The following is a 17759-nucleotide window of genomic DNA, read 5'->3' as shown; positions in this document are numbered from 1 at the left end:
AAAAGGGCTTTGAGACAACACACAATAAACTTAACTTATAAACACTCTACTACTCACACTTTATTTTTGCTGTTTTAGCGCTTTGTGGTTCAAAGCTAATATCTGTAACTGAAACGTTAAGATCTCCTGCCGTTTTAATAATAAAAGGGCTGGTTACTCTGGCAAAATCAACGCCCTTTTTAGTAAAACACGTTAAATCTATACTCATAGTTTGCCATGTATTTAAAGTAGCATTTTTAAGCTCATTGGTAATATCAAGCTCGCCACCACAGCCTTGTTCGCATTTCATTGCAAGGTATGTCTGTGAGCTAGGTATTTGGTTTACTTTATAGCTAAAGCTAAGGGCCGAATTTGCTTCAATGTAGGCCACTTTGTCTTCGGTAAAGTTACTATTAATTTCGATGTAGCTGGCTGCAGTACCATCAAAATTAAACTGCATCGCATCTTCTTGAATCGCTTTGTCTTCAGTGCGATAAGTAATGCCGCCGAGCTTTACACTGTTACTTGCTACTTGGTGCTGCTCGCTGTTTGAATTTAAAAACAAACGCCACGGTGTTTTAAAACTGCCATTAAATATAGATAGCGGCGCAAGGTTACTAATATCAACACCTGAGTCTTCATTTAGATTATTGGCAAGCGTACTTTCATCTTTATACGTTAAGCCAAAGCCATAGGGTAATAGTGGTGAGTAATCAGCATCGCCCTTATTTACTGCGGTTTGCAGTGGCGATTTAGGCCACGAGAACGACAATTTACCTTTAAAGTTGTGCTGTACCTGCCCACTTACATCCGCTAATAAAACATCTGCAATGCCTTGTCCTTCAGTGCCAGGAAGCCATGCTGCTACAAATGCATCCGACGCGTTTAGTTCGCTGTTAACCCACATTGGTCTGCCCGATATAAACACCGATACCACCGCAATACCTTGCTGCTTTAATGTTTTTAATATTTTAAGAGAACGTTTATTGTTACGTTCAAACTCAAGGTTGTCTTTATCGCCATGCCCCTCTGCGTATGGTTCTTCGCCAAATACAACAATGGCTACATCGGGTTTGGTATTAAATTCACCCGTTGGGCTTAAAATAGCGTTACCGCCAGCAGCCTCTATTTGCGTTTTTAGCCCCGCATAAATAGACGTTGCTCCAGGAAAATCTGCATTTTGATTATTAGTGCCCTGCCACGTAATACTCCAGCCACCCGATTGCTTGCCTATGTTATCGGCCGCATCGCCTGCAATCAGTATGTTACTAGACGGGTTAAGCGGTAATAAATGGTTGTTGTTTTTAAGTAGTACTAACGACTCTTGCACCGCTTGACGGGCAATATCGCGATGTGCAGGCGCACCTATTAGTTCTAACTTACCTGAATATTTTCGATTTGCAGGGCTTGGTTTATCAAATAAACCCGCGCGTAATTTAACGCGTAAAATACGTGCTACGGCGTCATCTATTCTCGCCATTGTTATTGCGCCCGCTTTTACTTGTTTAATTGTATTTTCATAAAGCGGCTTCCAGGCACCCGTTGGCACCATAAAAATATCAAGCCCTGCATTAACAGCTTGCGGGCAACTTTCATTTGTACAGCCGGCAACTTGCCCGTGCCCGTTCCAATCGCCTACAACAAAGCCATCAAAACCCATTTTTGTTTTTAGTACATCTGTAAGTAGATATTTATTACCGTGATTCTTTTTGCCATTCCAGCTATTAAACGATGCCATAACCGACTGGCTACCCGCTGTTAGGCCGCCAATATAACCTTGCGCATGAATGTTATATAACGTCTCTTCGCTATCAATGTTGTCACCCTGATCGTCACCATCTACCGTGCCGCCATCGCCTAAAAAGTGCTTAACGGTACTAATTACGCGTTTATCACTTAAAAAGTCCTCATCGGCTCTGCCTTGCAATCCGTTTACAATTGCGGCTGAATACTCACGTACAATTGCAGGGTCTTCTGAGTAGCCTTCGTACGTTCGGCCCCATCGGTCGTCGCGCACAACCGCAACAGTCGGTGCAAACACCCAGTCTATGCCTGTTGCCATTACCTCTATTGCAGTAGCTGCTGCAATGCGCTCAATTAATGCGGGGTTATTAGCAGCACCTAAGCCAATATTGTGCGGAAATAACGTAGCGCCAATCACATTATTATGACCATGTACCGCATCAGTACCCCACATAGTTGGAATTTTACTGCCATCAATTGAGTCATCAACCGATGCCTGATACATACTCTCAGCAAGCTTTATCCAATCGGCAGGCGTTGCATGTTTATTCGCACTCGGAAAAGAGCCACCGCCATTTAAATAAGAACCAAAACCATATTTGCGCATGTCTGCAGCGGTTATATCGCGGATTTCAGGTTGGATCATCTGCGCTACTTTTTGCTCAAGCGTCATTGTTTTTAAATACTGAGCAATTGTTTTTTCAATTTCAGGCGTTTTTACTACCTTACTTTTAAGCGTTGGCCAAAGTGATAAATCACCTTGCTCATGCTCAGCATTTTTGGCTACCGCGCTTTGGTTATTATCAACGTTAGCTTCTTGTTTATTACACGCACTTAAAACGCATAATCCGCCTATTAAAATAGGCAGCATTCGTAACCTGTTAGTGTTTAAGCTTTTTTTCATTTTTATAGCCCTGTGTTGTGTCAGTGTGTTTTTGTGCAGCGCCTATTTGTTATTTAAATTTAACTATTGACCTACTTAGCAATAGCCACTAACCTAAATATGGAAGCGCTTCCTTAAAGTTATTAAATACCATCCTTAGTGATTAATCAAATTAAATATGGAAGCGCTTCCATCAATGCAATTTATAAACTATAAATAAAAGCAAAATTTACTACAAAGAAGCAGAGGTTTTCTCTTAATGAAACAATTATCTTTACCTAGTGGCTCACCACTTTTAGCCAAAAACTTTACTTATGGTGTAGCTACGGCCTCATTTCAAATTGAAGGCGGCGCAGCTGATCGCTTGCCATGTATTTGGGATACCTTTTGCAGTAAAGAAGGCAAAATAGTCGATAATTCAAATGGCGATATAGCTTGCGAGCACTACACTCGCTGGAAAGACGATATAGACCTAATAGAGTCATTAGGCGTAGACGCTTACAGACTTTCTATTTCTTGGCCACGCGTAATGACTAAAAGCGGTCACTTAAACCCTACCGGCGTTAAGTTTTATACCGATATTTTAGATGAGCTAAAACGCCGTAACATTAAAGCTTTTGTAACGCTTTACCACTGGGATTTACCACAACACATTGAAGACGAAGGTGGTTGGCTAAACCGTAACACCGCTTACGAATTTGCCCATTACACAGATTTAATTACCCAAGCTTTTGGTGAACGCGTGCACTCGTACGCCACTTTAAACGAACCATTTTGCAGCTCATTCTTAGGTTACGAAATTGGCGTACATGCTCCGGGTATTGTAGGTCGTGAATTTGGTCGTAAAGCCGCGCACCACTTATTACTGGGTCACGGTTTGGCTATGCAAGTACTTGCTAAAAATAGCCCAAATACGCTTAACGGTATTGTGCTTAACTTTACACCTTGTTACTCAGTTACCCAAAGCGAAGACGATTTAAAAGCCACTGCATTTGCTGATGACTACATAAACCAATGGTATATGCAGCCTGTAATGCAAGGTAAGTACCCAGATATAATTTCGCAATTACCTAAAGCCCACCGCCCTGATATTTTAGAAGGCGACATGGAAATAATTGCTCAACCACTAGATTACCTAGGAGTTAACTTTTATACCCGCATGCATTATCAAGCAAGCGAAACCGACTTTTATCACGAACTGCCACATAAAGCGCCAATGACCGATATAGGTTGGGAAATTTATCCTAAAGCGCTTACAGAATTACTTGTATCGTTAAACGAAAAATACACTCTACCGCCTATTTATATTACCGAAAACGGTGCAGCCACGGCTGACGAATTTAAAGACGGTGAAGTAAAAGACAACGATCGTATTGAATACTACCACGAGCATTTAAATGCCCTGCATAACGCAGCCGAGCAAGGCGTAAAAGTAGATGGTTACTTTGCGTGGAGCCTAATGGATAACTTTGAATGGGCAGAAGGATATTTAAAACGCTTTGGCATAGTACACGTAGACTACAACACACAAAAACGAACTGTTAAAGCCAGTGGTAAAGCGTACACTAAACTCATAACAAGCCGATAAATTATCGGCTTATAACAATAAGAACACACACTGTGAACAAACTCCCTTTATACGAAAAAGTCGGTTACGCCATGGGCGATGCTGGCGCTAACTTAGTATGGCGCGGCGCGCTTGCTTATTTAGCGGTGTTTTACACCGATACATTTGGCATATCGGCCGCTGCCGCTGCCATGTTATTTTTGGTGGTCAGGCTATCTGATGGCGTAACCGATATTATTATGGGTATGATTGCCGACAGAACGCAGTCGCGCTTTGGTAAATTTCGACCGTGGATACTCTACTCAGCACCGTTTTTGGGCTTGTTTATGGTGCTGTGTTTTACCACACCCGACTTTAGCACCACCAATAAACTTATTTATGCCTACGTAACCTACATAGGTTTAACGCTTGCTTACACCGTAAGTAACGTGCCCTACTCGGCACTTATGGGCGTTATGACACCCGACGATACAGAGCGCACAAAGCTCTCTGGTTTTAGGTTTGCTGGTGCCTTTACTGGTGGTTTATTAGTGATGGGTTTTTTACCTGAGCTAGTGGCATTTTTTGGTGGCGGCGACGATGCCAAAGGCTATCAGCTTACTATGTACTTATTTGCCAGCTTACTTATTATTTTAATGGTTATAACGTTTGCGACCACTAAAGAGCGTGTAACACCGCACGCCTCAAATGAAGGGAATTTAAAATCAGAGTTATTTGATTTAACTAAAAGCCTGCCATTTATAATCCTACCTTTGCTTGCTACCACCTTGTTTTTTTATTACCGCGATTTATACAGTGGCGTATTTTTTGCCCTTGTTATGGCAGCAATGACATACGTTATTAAAAAATTGCTTAATAAAGATAAGCAAAACTTAACGGGTTCACAGCGCGATATGGTTGATCTTCTAACCAACAAACCGTGGCTTGTACTACTGGGTATTGGTTTTTTAACCATGATGTTTAACGGCATAAAATACGGCGTAATTGCTTACTACTTTAAGTACCACGTAGCTAATGAACTCATGGCTGGACAGTATTTTATCGCCTTGTTGGTTGTATCTATATTAGGCGCACTTGCCACAGGTAAACTGGCCGAAATAATGGGTAAACGAAACCTCTTTATTGCATCGTTAATGCTAAGCGGCATACTCACTACCGCTTTTTACTGGGTCCCTAGCGATAACCTGGTTGCTGTATTTACCTTTGGTTGCGCCGCTGAATTTTTTGCTGCAATGATGCCCACCTTATTTTTTAGTATGCTTGGTGATTCAGCCGATTATTCAGAGTGGAAAAACAAACGCCGCGCTACAGGCTTAATTTATTCTGCGGGTACATTTGTGCAAAAAACCGGGGGTGGTTTTGCAGGTGCATTAGTATTAGTGGTACTTGCAGGCTATGGCTATAACGGCATGGATGAGCTAACAATTACGCAAGCTCTACCTGGTATGCAATTACTTATGAGCTGGATACCTGCCGCATTTGCTTTTTTAGGCGCCGCATTGATGCTTATTTACCCACTTACTTCAGCGATGACGCAAAAAATAACAGAAGACTTAGCAATTAGACGCAGTAATGTGTAAATTAACTTTTAATGACCCTTCGCGCTTTATATTTTTATAAAGCGCGAGTAAAAACACATATAAGCTAGGACATCAATGGCGACAATTTATCAAGTATCAGAAATGGCAGGTGTGTCTTTATCAACTGTTTCAAGGGTACTTAACGACAACGACTACGTAAGCAAAAAAACTAAAAAAAAGGTATTAGAAGCAATGAAAGAGCTAGGCTATCAGCCAAGTTCTATTGCTCGCTCTTTAGCCTCTAGTACCACAAACAGCATCGGTATTTTAGTTTCTGAGTTAGATGGTCCGTTTTTTGGTCAAATGATGTCAGCCATTGAAGAGCACCTTCGTATTGCGGGTAAACACGTTATTATTACCCCTGGGCATAGTGACGAGAAAAAAGAAAAAAGCGGCTTTGAATTTTTAATAGGCCGTAATTGCGACGCTATTATTGCCCACGTAGAAGCGGTATCAAATGATTACCTAATTGAGCTGAGTAAAGGTAAAACCCCTATTTACTTAATGAGCCGCTACGTTAAAGAAATTGAAGAAAACTGCATTAGCCTCGACAACGTAATGGGCGGCTACTTAGCCACCAAAGCCATGATCAACAAAGGTCATAAAAACATTGCGTACATAGCAGGCCCGCAGTTTAAAGAAGATGCATCAAATCGTTTAAAAGGCCACAAAAAAGCCCTCGCAGAATACAACCTCACCTTTGACGAAAACTTATATTATGTAGGCGACTTTAAAGAAACCGGCGGCAGTGACGGCTTAAGGCATTTTATTCAAAATAAGGCGCAAATAACCGCCCTTGTATGTGCCAATGACGAAATGGCATCGGGTGCCATGAAATACGCCCGCGAACACGGTTTTAACCTACCAAAAGATTTAGCCATTATTGGGTTCGATAACGTAATTTTTACCAATTACCTCTACCCAACGCTTACTACAATAGATAACCCAGTTCCTGAAATGGGTCGAGCTGCGGCTAACTTAGTACTTAAAGATATTTATAAAAAAAGCGGCATAACAGTAAAGCACGTGTTTCAGCCAAAGCTTGTTTTAAGAGACTCTACACCCGATATTAATTAACTTTAAACCTAATCTAAATCTAATTTAGATCTAAGTTATGTAACTCGTTACGCACCCACTGCGTATCTAAATATTGTTCTACGTGCTGCTGCGCAAACTTTAAAAAGTTACGTGCAGCATGCGATATGTGCCTGTCTGTTCGCATTACAAAAAACTCTATTCAGACATAAATGCTCACATATATAAAACAATATCTACATAAAAACACTACAATAATAAGCATAATAGATCCGATAATTTACCAAAACGATCGTTTTAAAGTTTATTTATATTGTTTAATAAAATATCACTTTACTTATTTTTAATTTGGCACTAAATTCGCGCAAATTTTATTATTAAAGTAACCTCTCAAACTTTAAAACAGTGGTTATTTACCTTCAAGAGTCGATAAACACACATGGCCGAATTAGCCGCCACAAGCACCCCAAACAACCCTTTAGCGCCTGTTATTGGGCTGTCATTTTTTGCTATCGCATCCGGCTTTTTAATGAGCCTTATTCCGCTATCGTTACCGGCTTTTAAGCTTGATGAAAACTTAGCGCCATGGCTTGCGAGCATTTTTTACTTTGGCTTACTTGTTGGCGCTACAACCATTGAACGCGTGGTGGTAAAAATAGGTCATCGCTTCGCTTTTATATTATTTTTAAGCTTATTAATTGTAAGCGTACTGGCACAGCTTGCTATTCCAAATATGGGTAACTGGTTAGCGGCTCGTTTTATTGCAGGTATTGCTGTTGCCGGTGTGTTTGTCGTTGTTGAATCTTGGTTATTAATGACCAACACTGCAAAGTCGCGTGCGAAACGTTTGGGCTTATACATGACCTCACTTTATGGCGGCAGCGCCGTTGGTCAGCTTGCTATAGGGCCGCTTGGCACCGAAGGTTCAACGCCTTATTTATTTGTAGCCTCGTTATTATTTTTAGCTATTTTAGCGCCTTTATTAATAACCAAAGGTCAGCCCGAAAAACAGCATCTTGAAAAACTACCACTAAAAGAAATAAAAACACTAAGCCACCCAGCTATGCTCGGATGCTTAGCGTCAGGCTTATTACTAGGCCCTATTTACGGCTTAATGCCAGTTTATATTTCAGCGCAGACTGATCAAGCTCAGTACACAGGTACACTTATGGCAGTTATTATTTTAGGTGGCATGCTTGTACAGCCGCTTGTGAGTTACTTATCTACTCGGCTTGAAAAAAGCTTATTGATGGGTATGTTTTGTTTAGTAGGTGCAGCCGGTGCTGTGGGTATATTACAAGCAAACACTTTAGCAGGATTAATAGTGAGCTACTTAATACTAGGCGCCTGCAGCTTTGCACTTTACCCAATTGCTATAACGCTTGCGTGCGACTCATTGCCAATGGCAAAAATAGTATCGGCAACTGAGGTTATGCTGCTCAGTTACAGTATTGGTTCGGTATTTGGCCCTATGCTTGCTGCAAATTTATCCGAAGCACCCAACGGTATTGTGTTTTATTTAGCAGGCTGTTTAATCACTACCTGTATTTATATGTTTATTAAAAGCATTAAAAATATTCGCGCAGGTAAAACGCCTGTTGCAGGCTAATTAGTTTTTAATTTATCGTGTGGACTTAAAAAAAACATCTTTTTCCAGCCTTGGCTTTGCGTTGTATAAAGCCATGGCATGGGCACTAACGATAAAATAGAATAATGCACATGAGGCTGTTTTCCTGCGGCATTTCCGGTATCACCCAGCAAGCCAATTTGACTGTTTATGCTTACTACATCACCTGTACTTACAGAGTAGTCATTTAAATGTGCAAAGTAATGCACGCGCCATTTAGGCCCAAGCACCGCAACCACTTTACCACCGCGAGTTAACTCACCTGCAAATATAACAACACCGCTTGTTGAGGCAACTACGGGAGTATTTTTTTTGCCAAAAATATCAATCCCTTTGTGCACACCCGACCTACCCCAAGGCTCGTACCAAAACGTATTGTGGTTCCAATCTTTACTTGTGGCACCTTTTACCGGGATCCTTATTTTTTCGGGGATTAGTAAGCCTATAATTAATAAAGTAGCTATTCCAATTGCAATCCACTTTAGTACTTTCACTTTTCTATCCTTGATATTTAAATAATCAACAATTTACGTATACAGGTAAATTATTAGCCATAATAACTGAACTCATCATGAGTCGTATTTATGGTTTTATTTATGAAGTTTTATTTGAATGAAATACCCGACTAACATGTACTAAGCTGATCAACTTCAAAACAGGTTTTATAAGCAATTGAGCACTGCCCGCTATAAACAACCATGTGCCACTTTCTATTAGTGAGTCATTTAAAAAGAAAAAACTACCAATTAAAAACCACACAGCAATCAAAAAATCGTTAAACGCTCCCAGCGCTTCATATCGTCGCTGAATGGTAATATGCTCTTGCCCTAAATCTAAAATAAACTGCTTACTGTTAGAGTCCATAAATACTGCTCACTCTTTTATTTCATAATTTAAAAAGCCTGTTTTTACAAGCTAAGCCGCGCCATACAATAGCAAAATTTACGCAATAAAAAACGCTGGCCGATGTAAGTCAGCCAACGTTTTTATTATTTGTACAATACTTAACTAATCGTTTATTTTTTCTCTTTTTCTAAACGTTTTTTAAGGCTTAATGCAGCATCAGCGGCTAATAAACGCATAAATTCAGAGCCATTGCTTTGCTCGCCTTGGCTCCCGCCTATTACAATTTCAGGTACTAAACGGCTATTACCTAAGCTCGTAAATAAAGCAGTTTGAATTTTAACTTCTGCTTTTAACGTTTCATCAAATACATACTTAGGATCAAGTGCTGCAGACTTAGCTCTTAAACGAGCCTCAGCTAAAACATCCATACCTAATGCTTCTAAGCGTTGTTGCTTTAAAATCTCTTCTTGCTCTTTTGCAAGCTCGGCTTTTACAGCCACTCGTTGCTGCGCAGAAATAATGGCATTTGCCTTAATTCGTTCAGCATCAATTTGCTCTTTAATTTTCAGCTTTTCAGATTCAGCACGTTGCTTAGCAATTGCTTGTTCACCTAAAGCTACTTCGGTACGTGCTTGTTGCTCAGCTTTTTTAAGGTTTTGACGCGCTAGCGCTTCATCAGCAGCAGCTTGCTTTTGAGCTTCAAGGCGAGCATTTACTTTGCTTTCGTAGTCAATATCAATAATGCTGGCATCGACTACTGTAATACCATAAGCGCCTAAAATAGGTGCATTACGCAGTGTATTACCTTCGTCGTCCATTTTAATATTAATAGTGACACGTTGCTGTTTACTTAAATTACCTAAATCGTCAGATTTATCGCGCTCACCGGTACTAATAATTTGTTCAGTAACAAAAATACCGTTTGTTAATTGATCAGCAAAATCTTGGCTTAATTGGCCATTACCACCAGAGTAATGTTGCTCTACCGACATCATACGCGCCGACGCTTTTACATTTTCAGTGGTTGCACGCATTAATAAATTAGATATTAGCGTTTCTTGTGAACCAAACTCTTCGTGTATTTTAAGTAAACCACGTAAAGCACCCGATTCAGCTGCAGGTACATTGCCTGGTAATCTAAAACGAGAAACACCTCGTGCGCCACCCGTTGTAGTGTCTAAAAATCGAATGGGTATTAGCGGTACAATTGCGCTTGCTGTTGCACCGGCATCGCCCGTAAAGTTAATCGAAATTACTTTTTTATAAGCCGATGTAGTACCAAACGCTTTTAAATAAGGGCCGGCTTGATTTATTACGGTTAAGTTACCTGTAAAAGCTGATTGATGTACTAAACGCTCATCGGCTTCATTCCAAGAAACAACTTGCGATGTAAGCGTTGCAATTACGGCTAATACAACAACAATTGATGACACAACAATTACATTACGACGACCAAATCGGCTCATAAAAGAATCATTTTTTACTGCTGGGACTGCTTTTTCGCTATCCATTTTTATTACTCTCCATGTTTAATTTCTTTTTAACAAAGTAAATGATTTCCTGTTCACTCAAGTGTGCGCAAAAGCTACCAGAGCGATGTAACTCAACAAATGTTTCGAGGATCTCTTTTTTACCTTTAGCTGTTTTATCTTGGTTTTCTTGTGTTTGATTTTTTTCTGTTAGTTGAGTGATTAAATCATCCACTATTGTGTCTTTATCAAATAGTACGTTGTATTCTTTGGATTTTCTTACCCGACTTTTATGTACGTTGCTGTAAATTACATAAAGTGCAACGCATAAAATAATAACAAGTAAACTTAACCCTATAATATAAAAAATCATAAGCTCTACTTAAATTAGTTTAAATACTTAATGAGCAATAACAATTGTAAGCATTGCTTAACAAATGTTAACCCAGTAATTTTACAGTAAACCCGAGTAAAAAACAGATTAAAAATAGAGTTCATCAAGTATATAGTTATAACCGTACGTAAAAGTAAGCTTTTTTAAACAAAAAAATGCCAGTCAGTTATTAACTGACTGGCACTAAGCTAAATATTTATTAAAGTGCTTTTTACATTATTCGCATGGAGCCCAATCAACACCATTTTCACCGCACTCATGCAGCATTGTTCCATCTTCTCGGCGGGTATCTCTAAACCATTGCCCTTCAATTGTCTTTGTAATACGTACGTTGTCTGTGGTTTTGTATTTACGCCAAAAGCTAGCATCAATAGATGTTTCGTCATCAAACTTATAAGGCATAGCAGCGAGTACAGTAACTAAATCTTGAGTTTCTAGATCAGCAGCTTTGTCTTTAACATTTACCCAATCAGATAATGTTTGAAAGTCGGCATTTTCCTCTCTAAAGGCAAAGTCAGTTTGGTAAAACGATCCTGACTCAGTATAGCTAATGCTAAAACCTCGCTCGAACGGTGTATCTAAATTAGCACTAACGCATTCATCTGCTGTTGGAAAGTTAACAGATGGGCTTGTATTATCAACGCTATAAAGCACATTACTTTTCTCAAAACTAACGTTCTCAATGCTAGAGCACCGATAAGTACGATCGGCATTAATGTATACATCGTCTCTAACTCTTAGTTTTCCATTTAACGACTCTTCGCCCCAAGGCGTATCTGTTGAATCCAATCGAGACAAAATAACGTCAATTTTGTCGAGTTCGTCTGTATTTTGAAGCTTTACTTGCTCATAAATAAGCTCAGCGCCCGCAAAAATAACTTTATCGCGGTACCATGCATTTTCAAATCCATACTCTGCATCTTTTGCTGTGTCCTGGTAAATCACTGCTCTTACTTCTTCTGCATCAGGATACTGAGCATCTAGCTCTTGCTTGAATTTATAGGCCGCTTTTAGTCCCTTAACAATTGCTTGTGCTCTGTCGTAAGCGTCGCTGTCGTTAGTAGCGATAAAATCTGAGTAAATTTGCTCTGTCGACAAATTATAATGCGCAACCAAGTTTTGCATAACATTTGTTATTTCGCTTTGAAGGTTTGCAAGTAGCTCAGTATTTTCTTTAAGTGCATCACAACTTAAATTATTGTTACCACTTTTTTGTAATTGAAGGCTCAACTGTTCCCAAATAACGGTTGTTAAAGGGGATATATTTCGAATATCTTCATCAGTCAAAGCCTCAATTGAAGGTGGAAATGACATTTGATACGCTTGCGTTACCTCTCCTAAATCCTCGTCAATTGCGCCAACGGGTACATCTACATACATAGTTGAATACGGCACACACAGCGCCTGCTCTTCTGTAAAATTAAAACTATAATTACCCGATTCTTCAGAGACTACAGAAGGTTCTGTTTGCTCATCAAAAGTACCATCGCCATCAATATCTAGCCATACTATTGCACCAGATACATAGCCATCAATAACCTTACCAGTAAGAGAAATAGTTGTTACTTCTACTGGTTCTACTTTTACAGGATCAGGCTTGGCTACTATTGGTTCTACAACGGCCGCTTTATCACCGCCACCACCACACCCAACAAGGCCTAGCGTAAACGCTAATGAAATAGCTAACTGACTTTTTTTAAAAGACATACAAAGACTTCCTTTTTTGTACTTTAATTATTATTAATCATATTGTTATAAATTGAATTGGTTACTTTAATAACAAATAAGTAATACCAATCTGCTTATATATGGGATCTATTTAACGTTAAGAAAATTACGCTAAACGAGGCAAAGATTTATGCAGGTTGATATAAATTTAAACAACTGAAATTTATTGAATTTTTATGGGGGATGGCAACAAGTTAACATGCCTGTACCTATATCCTTGCATGGAATGTTATATTTAGCCATTACATTTGTTAATTAAATATAACTAAGACCAACTATTGCTGACTAATATGGACTACAGGTACCTAAAATAAAGGGCTTGAGTGATAGGCAGTATTTTGTAAACGAATGTGTATCATACATGGGTTGGTTTAGAGGGCTTCGATGACTATAAAACAATTATATAAGCAAACCATCAGCATTTTTGATTCGCTCTTAAAATTAAAAAGCCACCTAATTAAGGTGGCTTATGTTTATAACATCGTGTTTTTAATGTGCCTGACTATCGTTTTCTTCACGTTTATAAATATACGTTTGTTGAGTTTTAAAGCCAAAACCAATTGGTTGAGCGCCATTTACTAGCTTAACTTTTCCACCTTCAACATTTAAATTTGGTCCAAGTATTTCAATAGCTTTTATCGGCTTATCAGAACCTTTAACCCCAGGGCCTATTAAATAAAACTGACTAACTTGCGTTACATCCGTTTCATCATCCCAATCGCACTTACCATCCGCATCATTATCTGCACACGACGGGCCTTCCCCAAAAAATAGTTTCGGTGTATCTGGTACATCATTACTTGTTGCAAATTTCACATCGTCATAAACCTTCGTTCCGTAATGTAAATGAAAGGCATAAAGCGAACCACCGCCACCCGTTAACGAACATTGGTTTTGAGTTGATGATGAAGATGCAGGCGTAAAGGAAGTAAAGTAAGCAACCCCACCAACGACCGTTGCTGCAGCAAGGGACTTTTCGCCCGTCCCTAATTCGTATCGCCACCCTTTAAATTCGGCTAATTTAACTTCAAGGTTAACAAATTTATCAACGTCATCAAGTGCGTTACCAAATGGGTCTTCATTCATTTTCATTAAATCATCTGGCACTATTGGGGCTGGAAATTCAGTAAATATTTTTGTTAGGGTGTTTTCATCACGGATCATATACAGCTGATCTTGCTCATTAGTAGCAAGTGGGTTTGAACGATTTCCGCTACCTATAACTATTGCGTCATACGGGGTATCTAAACGGGTCGTAATCACCTCACCATCATAATTGGTCTTAGTAACTTTACTAAACAGCGTTCTAGCAACTAACGGTTTATAAAAGAAACGTCTGTCTTGCGACGCTAATGTACTGCCAAGCTCCGCAAGCTTAAAATGAGTAATATCACTTTCATCGTCACTAGGAATATCTACACGCCAAATATTACCGCCAGTATCGGTTGCATAAATTCGGTCGATATACCCGTCGTAATCTGAGTCAAGCGTAGTTACATCTGCTGCAATACTGTGCTCCCCGGTAAAACCATGTTCTTCCGGCGTTAGTGCCCATACCTTTTCGCCAGTTTTAGCATTAACAATGTAAATACCTAGTCCAGTTTCATCAGTCGTTCTAATCGCCTTATCTTTGTTTGTATCGTAGCCTGCGCCAAATATCAGCAGTGGATCCTCACCAAACGCTTTAATATAAGCAATTTGAGGTTTAGACCATGTTTGTGCTAAATATTTAAAGTCTTCAGAGCCACCAACTATTGGCTTATTCCATAATTTTTTCGGTTTATCTGGGTCGCTTATATCCAGGGCGTAGTAATTTTTACCGCCTCTGCGCATGCCTGCAAATGCCCATACTTCATCGTTATCACTTGCTCTAATAACACCATCATTTAAACCTTCGCTGTTTGAGCCTTTATTATTAAAGAACACACTTATAGGCCCATCCATGCCATACACTTTAGTATTTGCAAGATTACTACGTAAAGCCGGAATGTTTTTTAATAAGGCCGCAGGTGTAAAAGCCCACTTTTCTTCAACGGTATTGCCTTTGTCTTCAAACATATGTAAAAAGCCGGCGTTAGTGCCAACAAGTATATAAATACTTCCATCGCCATAATCTATAGATACCGGTTTAGAATGCAAAGGGTCGCCAAAAATATTGCTTCGTTGATCTACTGATGAGTCATCACCATCTTCATTATCAACATCAACCCCTCGTGCCCAGTTAATATCACTCTCCTGTAAAGTTAACCCGATATTAGGAATCAAATCAGGGGCAAGATCGGTAACTGTACTTGTCGCTAAATTTAAAATGGTTTGTACTTTATCAAAAGTAAAATCAATAATACTGCCCGTTTTATCTATGTAGATTTTACGGCTATCAGGGTCTAAAGTTGATAAAAGTAAATTTACGCCACCCTGAGCTACTAAATTCCCATCTGCAGGCTTATTAGTTGGCAGCCAAAAAGTTCGAGCTTTCTCATCAATTAACCCATTTTCATCAAGAGCTATTTTATCAGTTGAATCTACTATATTAGCGCCCGACACTTTAAGCTTTTTTAAATTTCCGCTCCAACGTGCACCTGTTTCTGGATAAAACATTGCAAAGTAAATTGACTCTCGGCTACGTGTTTGGTCAACATTATTACTAGCTACCGTAGGAGATGAAAAACTATCGTTAACTTCACGTATTTTCGATATTGTGTTGTTAAGCGCTTCAGAGAGTTCAGTTGAGGTATCTGCATGTAAGTATTCGCCGCCCCCCAATAAAGCGGTTTTTTCTAATAACTTTTTACCATTTGTACTCATGCCACTACCAAAACCGATAGTAAAAACTCGCCCGGTATCAGCAACCTTTGACGTAGTGTCGTACAAATCCACCTCAACATCTCTTGTACCATGTATTATCTGAGCTAAAGCGGCTAAATAACTATTACTTGTTTTAGTGGGGTTTGAGCCAAAAGTAGATTTGTATAATGCTTCAATATCATCATTTCGGGTGGTATCTTGTGTAGGATCACCATCAGTCATTAATATTAAGCTAATTGAGTTATCACAACGCTCATCGGCCCCTGCTGGCTGCTCAAAAGGAGAAACATATCGAGGTATATCACTACCACTTTGCTCTCTCTCAATAGTAAAATCTCGTTTATTAGTATTTCGCCCATACCAAATTGTTTGCCCCGTCATATATAGGTAAGCTTCCCATAAGGTCTCAGTGATAGGCGTATTCCCGCCAGCAGGCAACTTTTCTATTTGACCCAATATTTTATCATGTGAGGAGCCTAGGCCAGCCATAACATAGCCACCATCATTGCCATTGAAACGCATCAAACCAAAATCAATCGAGCTATTATCATTTACTAATTGAGTCATTGCGCTTTTACCAGCATCAATTTTTTTAGGACCACCATTAGGTAATTTTCCACCCATACTTCCTGATGTATCAAAAATAATAAGTACGCGAGGGTTTTCGTCTGTTTTAACATTATGGTTTACGTATAGCTCTATATCTTCGGCAAATACAGAAAGGCTAATACTCACCCCGAATAACAAGGCAGCTATTTTTTTTAGTTTGAATTGCATTTTTAAATCCCTTTATTTGCGCTTTTTATTTTTATCGCGCAAGTTAATAACTACTCTATTCCCTGTTTAATTTTTAGTAATATGGAGGTGGGACTAAAAATTAAAACCAAGATAATATCTAGCTATTTATCACAAAACAGTGATTAGCATCAACGTGTCGTCAATGCTATAAAATATATATTACTTCGATTTTAAATAAAAACAGATTAAAGTCAAAGACATTAGGCTTTATTATCAATTAAAAACAACGACTTAAATAAAACAATCCCGTTTTTCTGCACAGTTGAATCACGTTACAAAGTAATATTTTTACCTATGTTTCTATATTTATAGATCTATGTTTTAGGTAACAAGTACTTACCAATATAAATTAATAACGTAAGGCTATAAAAATCACTCTTAAGAGCACTATTATTCAGTAAAGCTGTTTTATTAAAAGGAGTGTATTTAATAGATAACTACGGTCATTTAAACGCAAAAAAGCCCATATTAGGTGCTACCTAATATGGGCTTTTGTACTCTTGCTAAATTATAAGTGCTTTATACAAGCATTCTTATAAAGATAACTCTTTTTTAGCACGAGTTAAGTTATGCGTTACAAGTGAGTTTTTAGAAATTTGAACTGCTTCATATAAATCAGAAATACCAGCAGTGTCTTTTTGTGATTTTATACGCGCTACACCACGGTTACTTAATGCAAACGATGTAAGTTCACGTACTTTTAAACGCGGACCATGGCTTTGCTTAAGCAGTGCAATTGCTTGTGTACAAATAGCTTCTGCTTCTTCGTAGTTTTTTGACTCAACATTTAGTGCACAGCTATTAAACGATTTTTCAAATGCAGGGGCTGCTGTTACTGAGTCTTCAATAACCATTAATTTATAATCACCTTGATTAGCCATTGCAGCAGCTGAGCAAGTTAATAATGAGCCAAGAGCGATGGTTTTTAAAAGTGTAAATTTCATGATTATATTCCTAATTAGTTAAGCCGTGCTTGTTGCCGACAACTGAACTTTAGTGAATTAACACAACCCCGACAAACGATTAAAACAAACCTAATAAGTGAAGAAAATTAACCTATAGACCTTAGTCTAATACAACTGGGATTTTTCTATATATTAAAGGGAGTTACGCACTTAGCTACGTGTCTAAAATCGCTACTTTGCATTTTAAAATACATATAATTATTTAGTCAGTTTTATTTTAAGCACCTTGCTTTGGCATAGCTGAATAACAATCAAACAAATTTACACATTTAATTACATGCAATACTAAGTCATGTATTTATAATTACGGCTCTGATAACTTTTCATTATTAATGGGTTA

The 17759-nt window shown here is 38.8% G+C and carries 12 protein-coding genes and 1 pseudogene; 4 read left to right on the top strand and 9 right to left on the bottom strand.

Annotated elements, in window-relative coordinates:
* Positions 1–49 precede the first annotated feature (49 nt).
* Entirely contained in the window at positions 50–2626 is a 2577-nt protein-coding gene (locus I6F53_RS15195; RefSeq protein ID WP_197240120.1) for a glycoside hydrolase family 3 protein, read from the bottom strand.
* Between the two features lie 238 nt (positions 2627–2864).
* Between I6F53_RS15195 and I6F53_RS15190 the strand changes: the two genes are divergently transcribed.
* The 3 genes from I6F53_RS15190 to I6F53_RS15180 all read left to right on the top strand — a co-directional run bounded on the left by I6F53_RS15190 (position 2865) and on the right by I6F53_RS15180 (position 6829).
* On the top strand, positions 2865–4193 hold the full coding sequence (locus I6F53_RS15190; RefSeq protein WP_197240119.1) for a GH1 family beta-glucosidase: 1329 nt from the start codon (positions 2865–2867) through the stop codon (positions 4191–4193).
* A 32-nt stretch (positions 4194–4225) separates the two neighbouring features.
* Positions 4226–5752 (top strand): MFS transporter, encoded by a 1527-nt coding sequence (locus I6F53_RS15185; protein WP_197240118.1) that lies wholly within the window; start codon positions 4226–4228, stop codon positions 5750–5752.
* A 75-nt stretch (positions 5753–5827) separates the two neighbouring features.
* Positions 5828–6829 carry a LacI family DNA-binding transcriptional regulator gene (locus I6F53_RS15180; protein ID WP_197240117.1) on the top strand — a complete coding sequence of 334 codons (1002 nt, stop codon included), beginning with the start codon at positions 5828–5830 and terminating at the stop codon, positions 6827–6829.
* A 19-nt stretch (positions 6830–6848) separates the two neighbouring features.
* On the opposite strand, the pseudogene I6F53_RS15175 reads toward I6F53_RS15180, so the two are convergent.
* Positions 6849–6983, bottom strand: a pseudogene (locus I6F53_RS15175) (LysR family transcriptional regulator); the annotation flags it as partial.
* Positions 6984–7226: 243 nt separating this feature from the next.
* Here I6F53_RS15175 and I6F53_RS15170 point away from each other — a divergent pair.
* Positions 7227–8396 carry an MFS transporter gene (locus tag I6F53_RS15170; protein WP_197240110.1) on the top strand — a complete coding sequence of 390 codons (1170 nt, stop codon included), beginning with the start codon at positions 7227–7229 and terminating at the stop codon, positions 8394–8396.
* Here the strand turns inward: I6F53_RS15170 and I6F53_RS15165 are convergent.
* The 7 genes from I6F53_RS15165 to I6F53_RS15135 all read right to left on the bottom strand — a co-directional run bounded on the left by I6F53_RS15165 (position 8393) and on the right by I6F53_RS15135 (position 17398).
* Entirely contained in the window at positions 8393–8908 is a 516-nt protein-coding gene (locus I6F53_RS15165) for a M23 family metallopeptidase (RefSeq protein WP_197240109.1), read from the bottom strand. The genes I6F53_RS15170 and I6F53_RS15165 overlap by 4 nt on opposite strands.
* Positions 8909–9008: 100 nt before the next feature.
* On the bottom strand, positions 9009–9278 hold the full coding sequence (locus tag I6F53_RS15160) for a YrhK family protein (protein ID WP_197240108.1): 270 nt from the start codon (positions 9276–9278) through the stop codon (positions 9009–9011).
* Between the two features lie 152 nt (positions 9279–9430).
* Positions 9431–10771, bottom strand: coding sequence for an SPFH domain-containing protein (locus I6F53_RS15155; protein WP_197240107.1), 1341 nt, complete (start codon positions 10769–10771; stop codon positions 9431–9433).
* Positions 10764–11102 carry a methanolan biosynthesis protein EpsI gene (locus I6F53_RS15150; RefSeq protein ID WP_197240106.1) on the bottom strand — a complete coding sequence of 113 codons (339 nt, stop codon included), beginning with the start codon at positions 11100–11102 and terminating at the stop codon, positions 10764–10766. Before I6F53_RS15150 ends, I6F53_RS15155 begins: the two co-directional genes overlap by 8 nt.
* 237 nt (positions 11103–11339) lie before the next feature.
* A complete protein-coding gene (locus tag I6F53_RS15145; protein ID WP_197240105.1) occupies positions 11340–12830 on the bottom strand; it encodes a hypothetical protein in 1491 nt (496 codons plus the stop codon).
* A gap of 510 nt (positions 12831–13340) precedes the next feature.
* The gene (locus I6F53_RS15140; protein ID WP_197240104.1) at positions 13341–16433 is read right to left on the bottom strand and encodes a PilC/PilY family type IV pilus protein; all 3093 of its coding nucleotides are present in this window, start codon (positions 16431–16433) and stop codon (positions 13341–13343) included.
* Between the two features lie 554 nt (positions 16434–16987).
* Positions 16988–17398, bottom strand: coding sequence for a hypothetical protein (locus I6F53_RS15135; RefSeq protein WP_165727704.1), 411 nt, complete (start codon positions 17396–17398; stop codon positions 16988–16990).
* Positions 17399–17759 lie beyond the last annotated feature (361 nt).

The organism is Pseudoalteromonas sp. SWN29, assembly GCF_015864465.1.
GTDB lineage: Bacteria > Pseudomonadota > Gammaproteobacteria > Enterobacterales > Alteromonadaceae > Pseudoalteromonas.
Note: the sequence above shows the minus strand (reverse complement) of the source record. Positions and strands in the feature narration are given on the sequence as shown.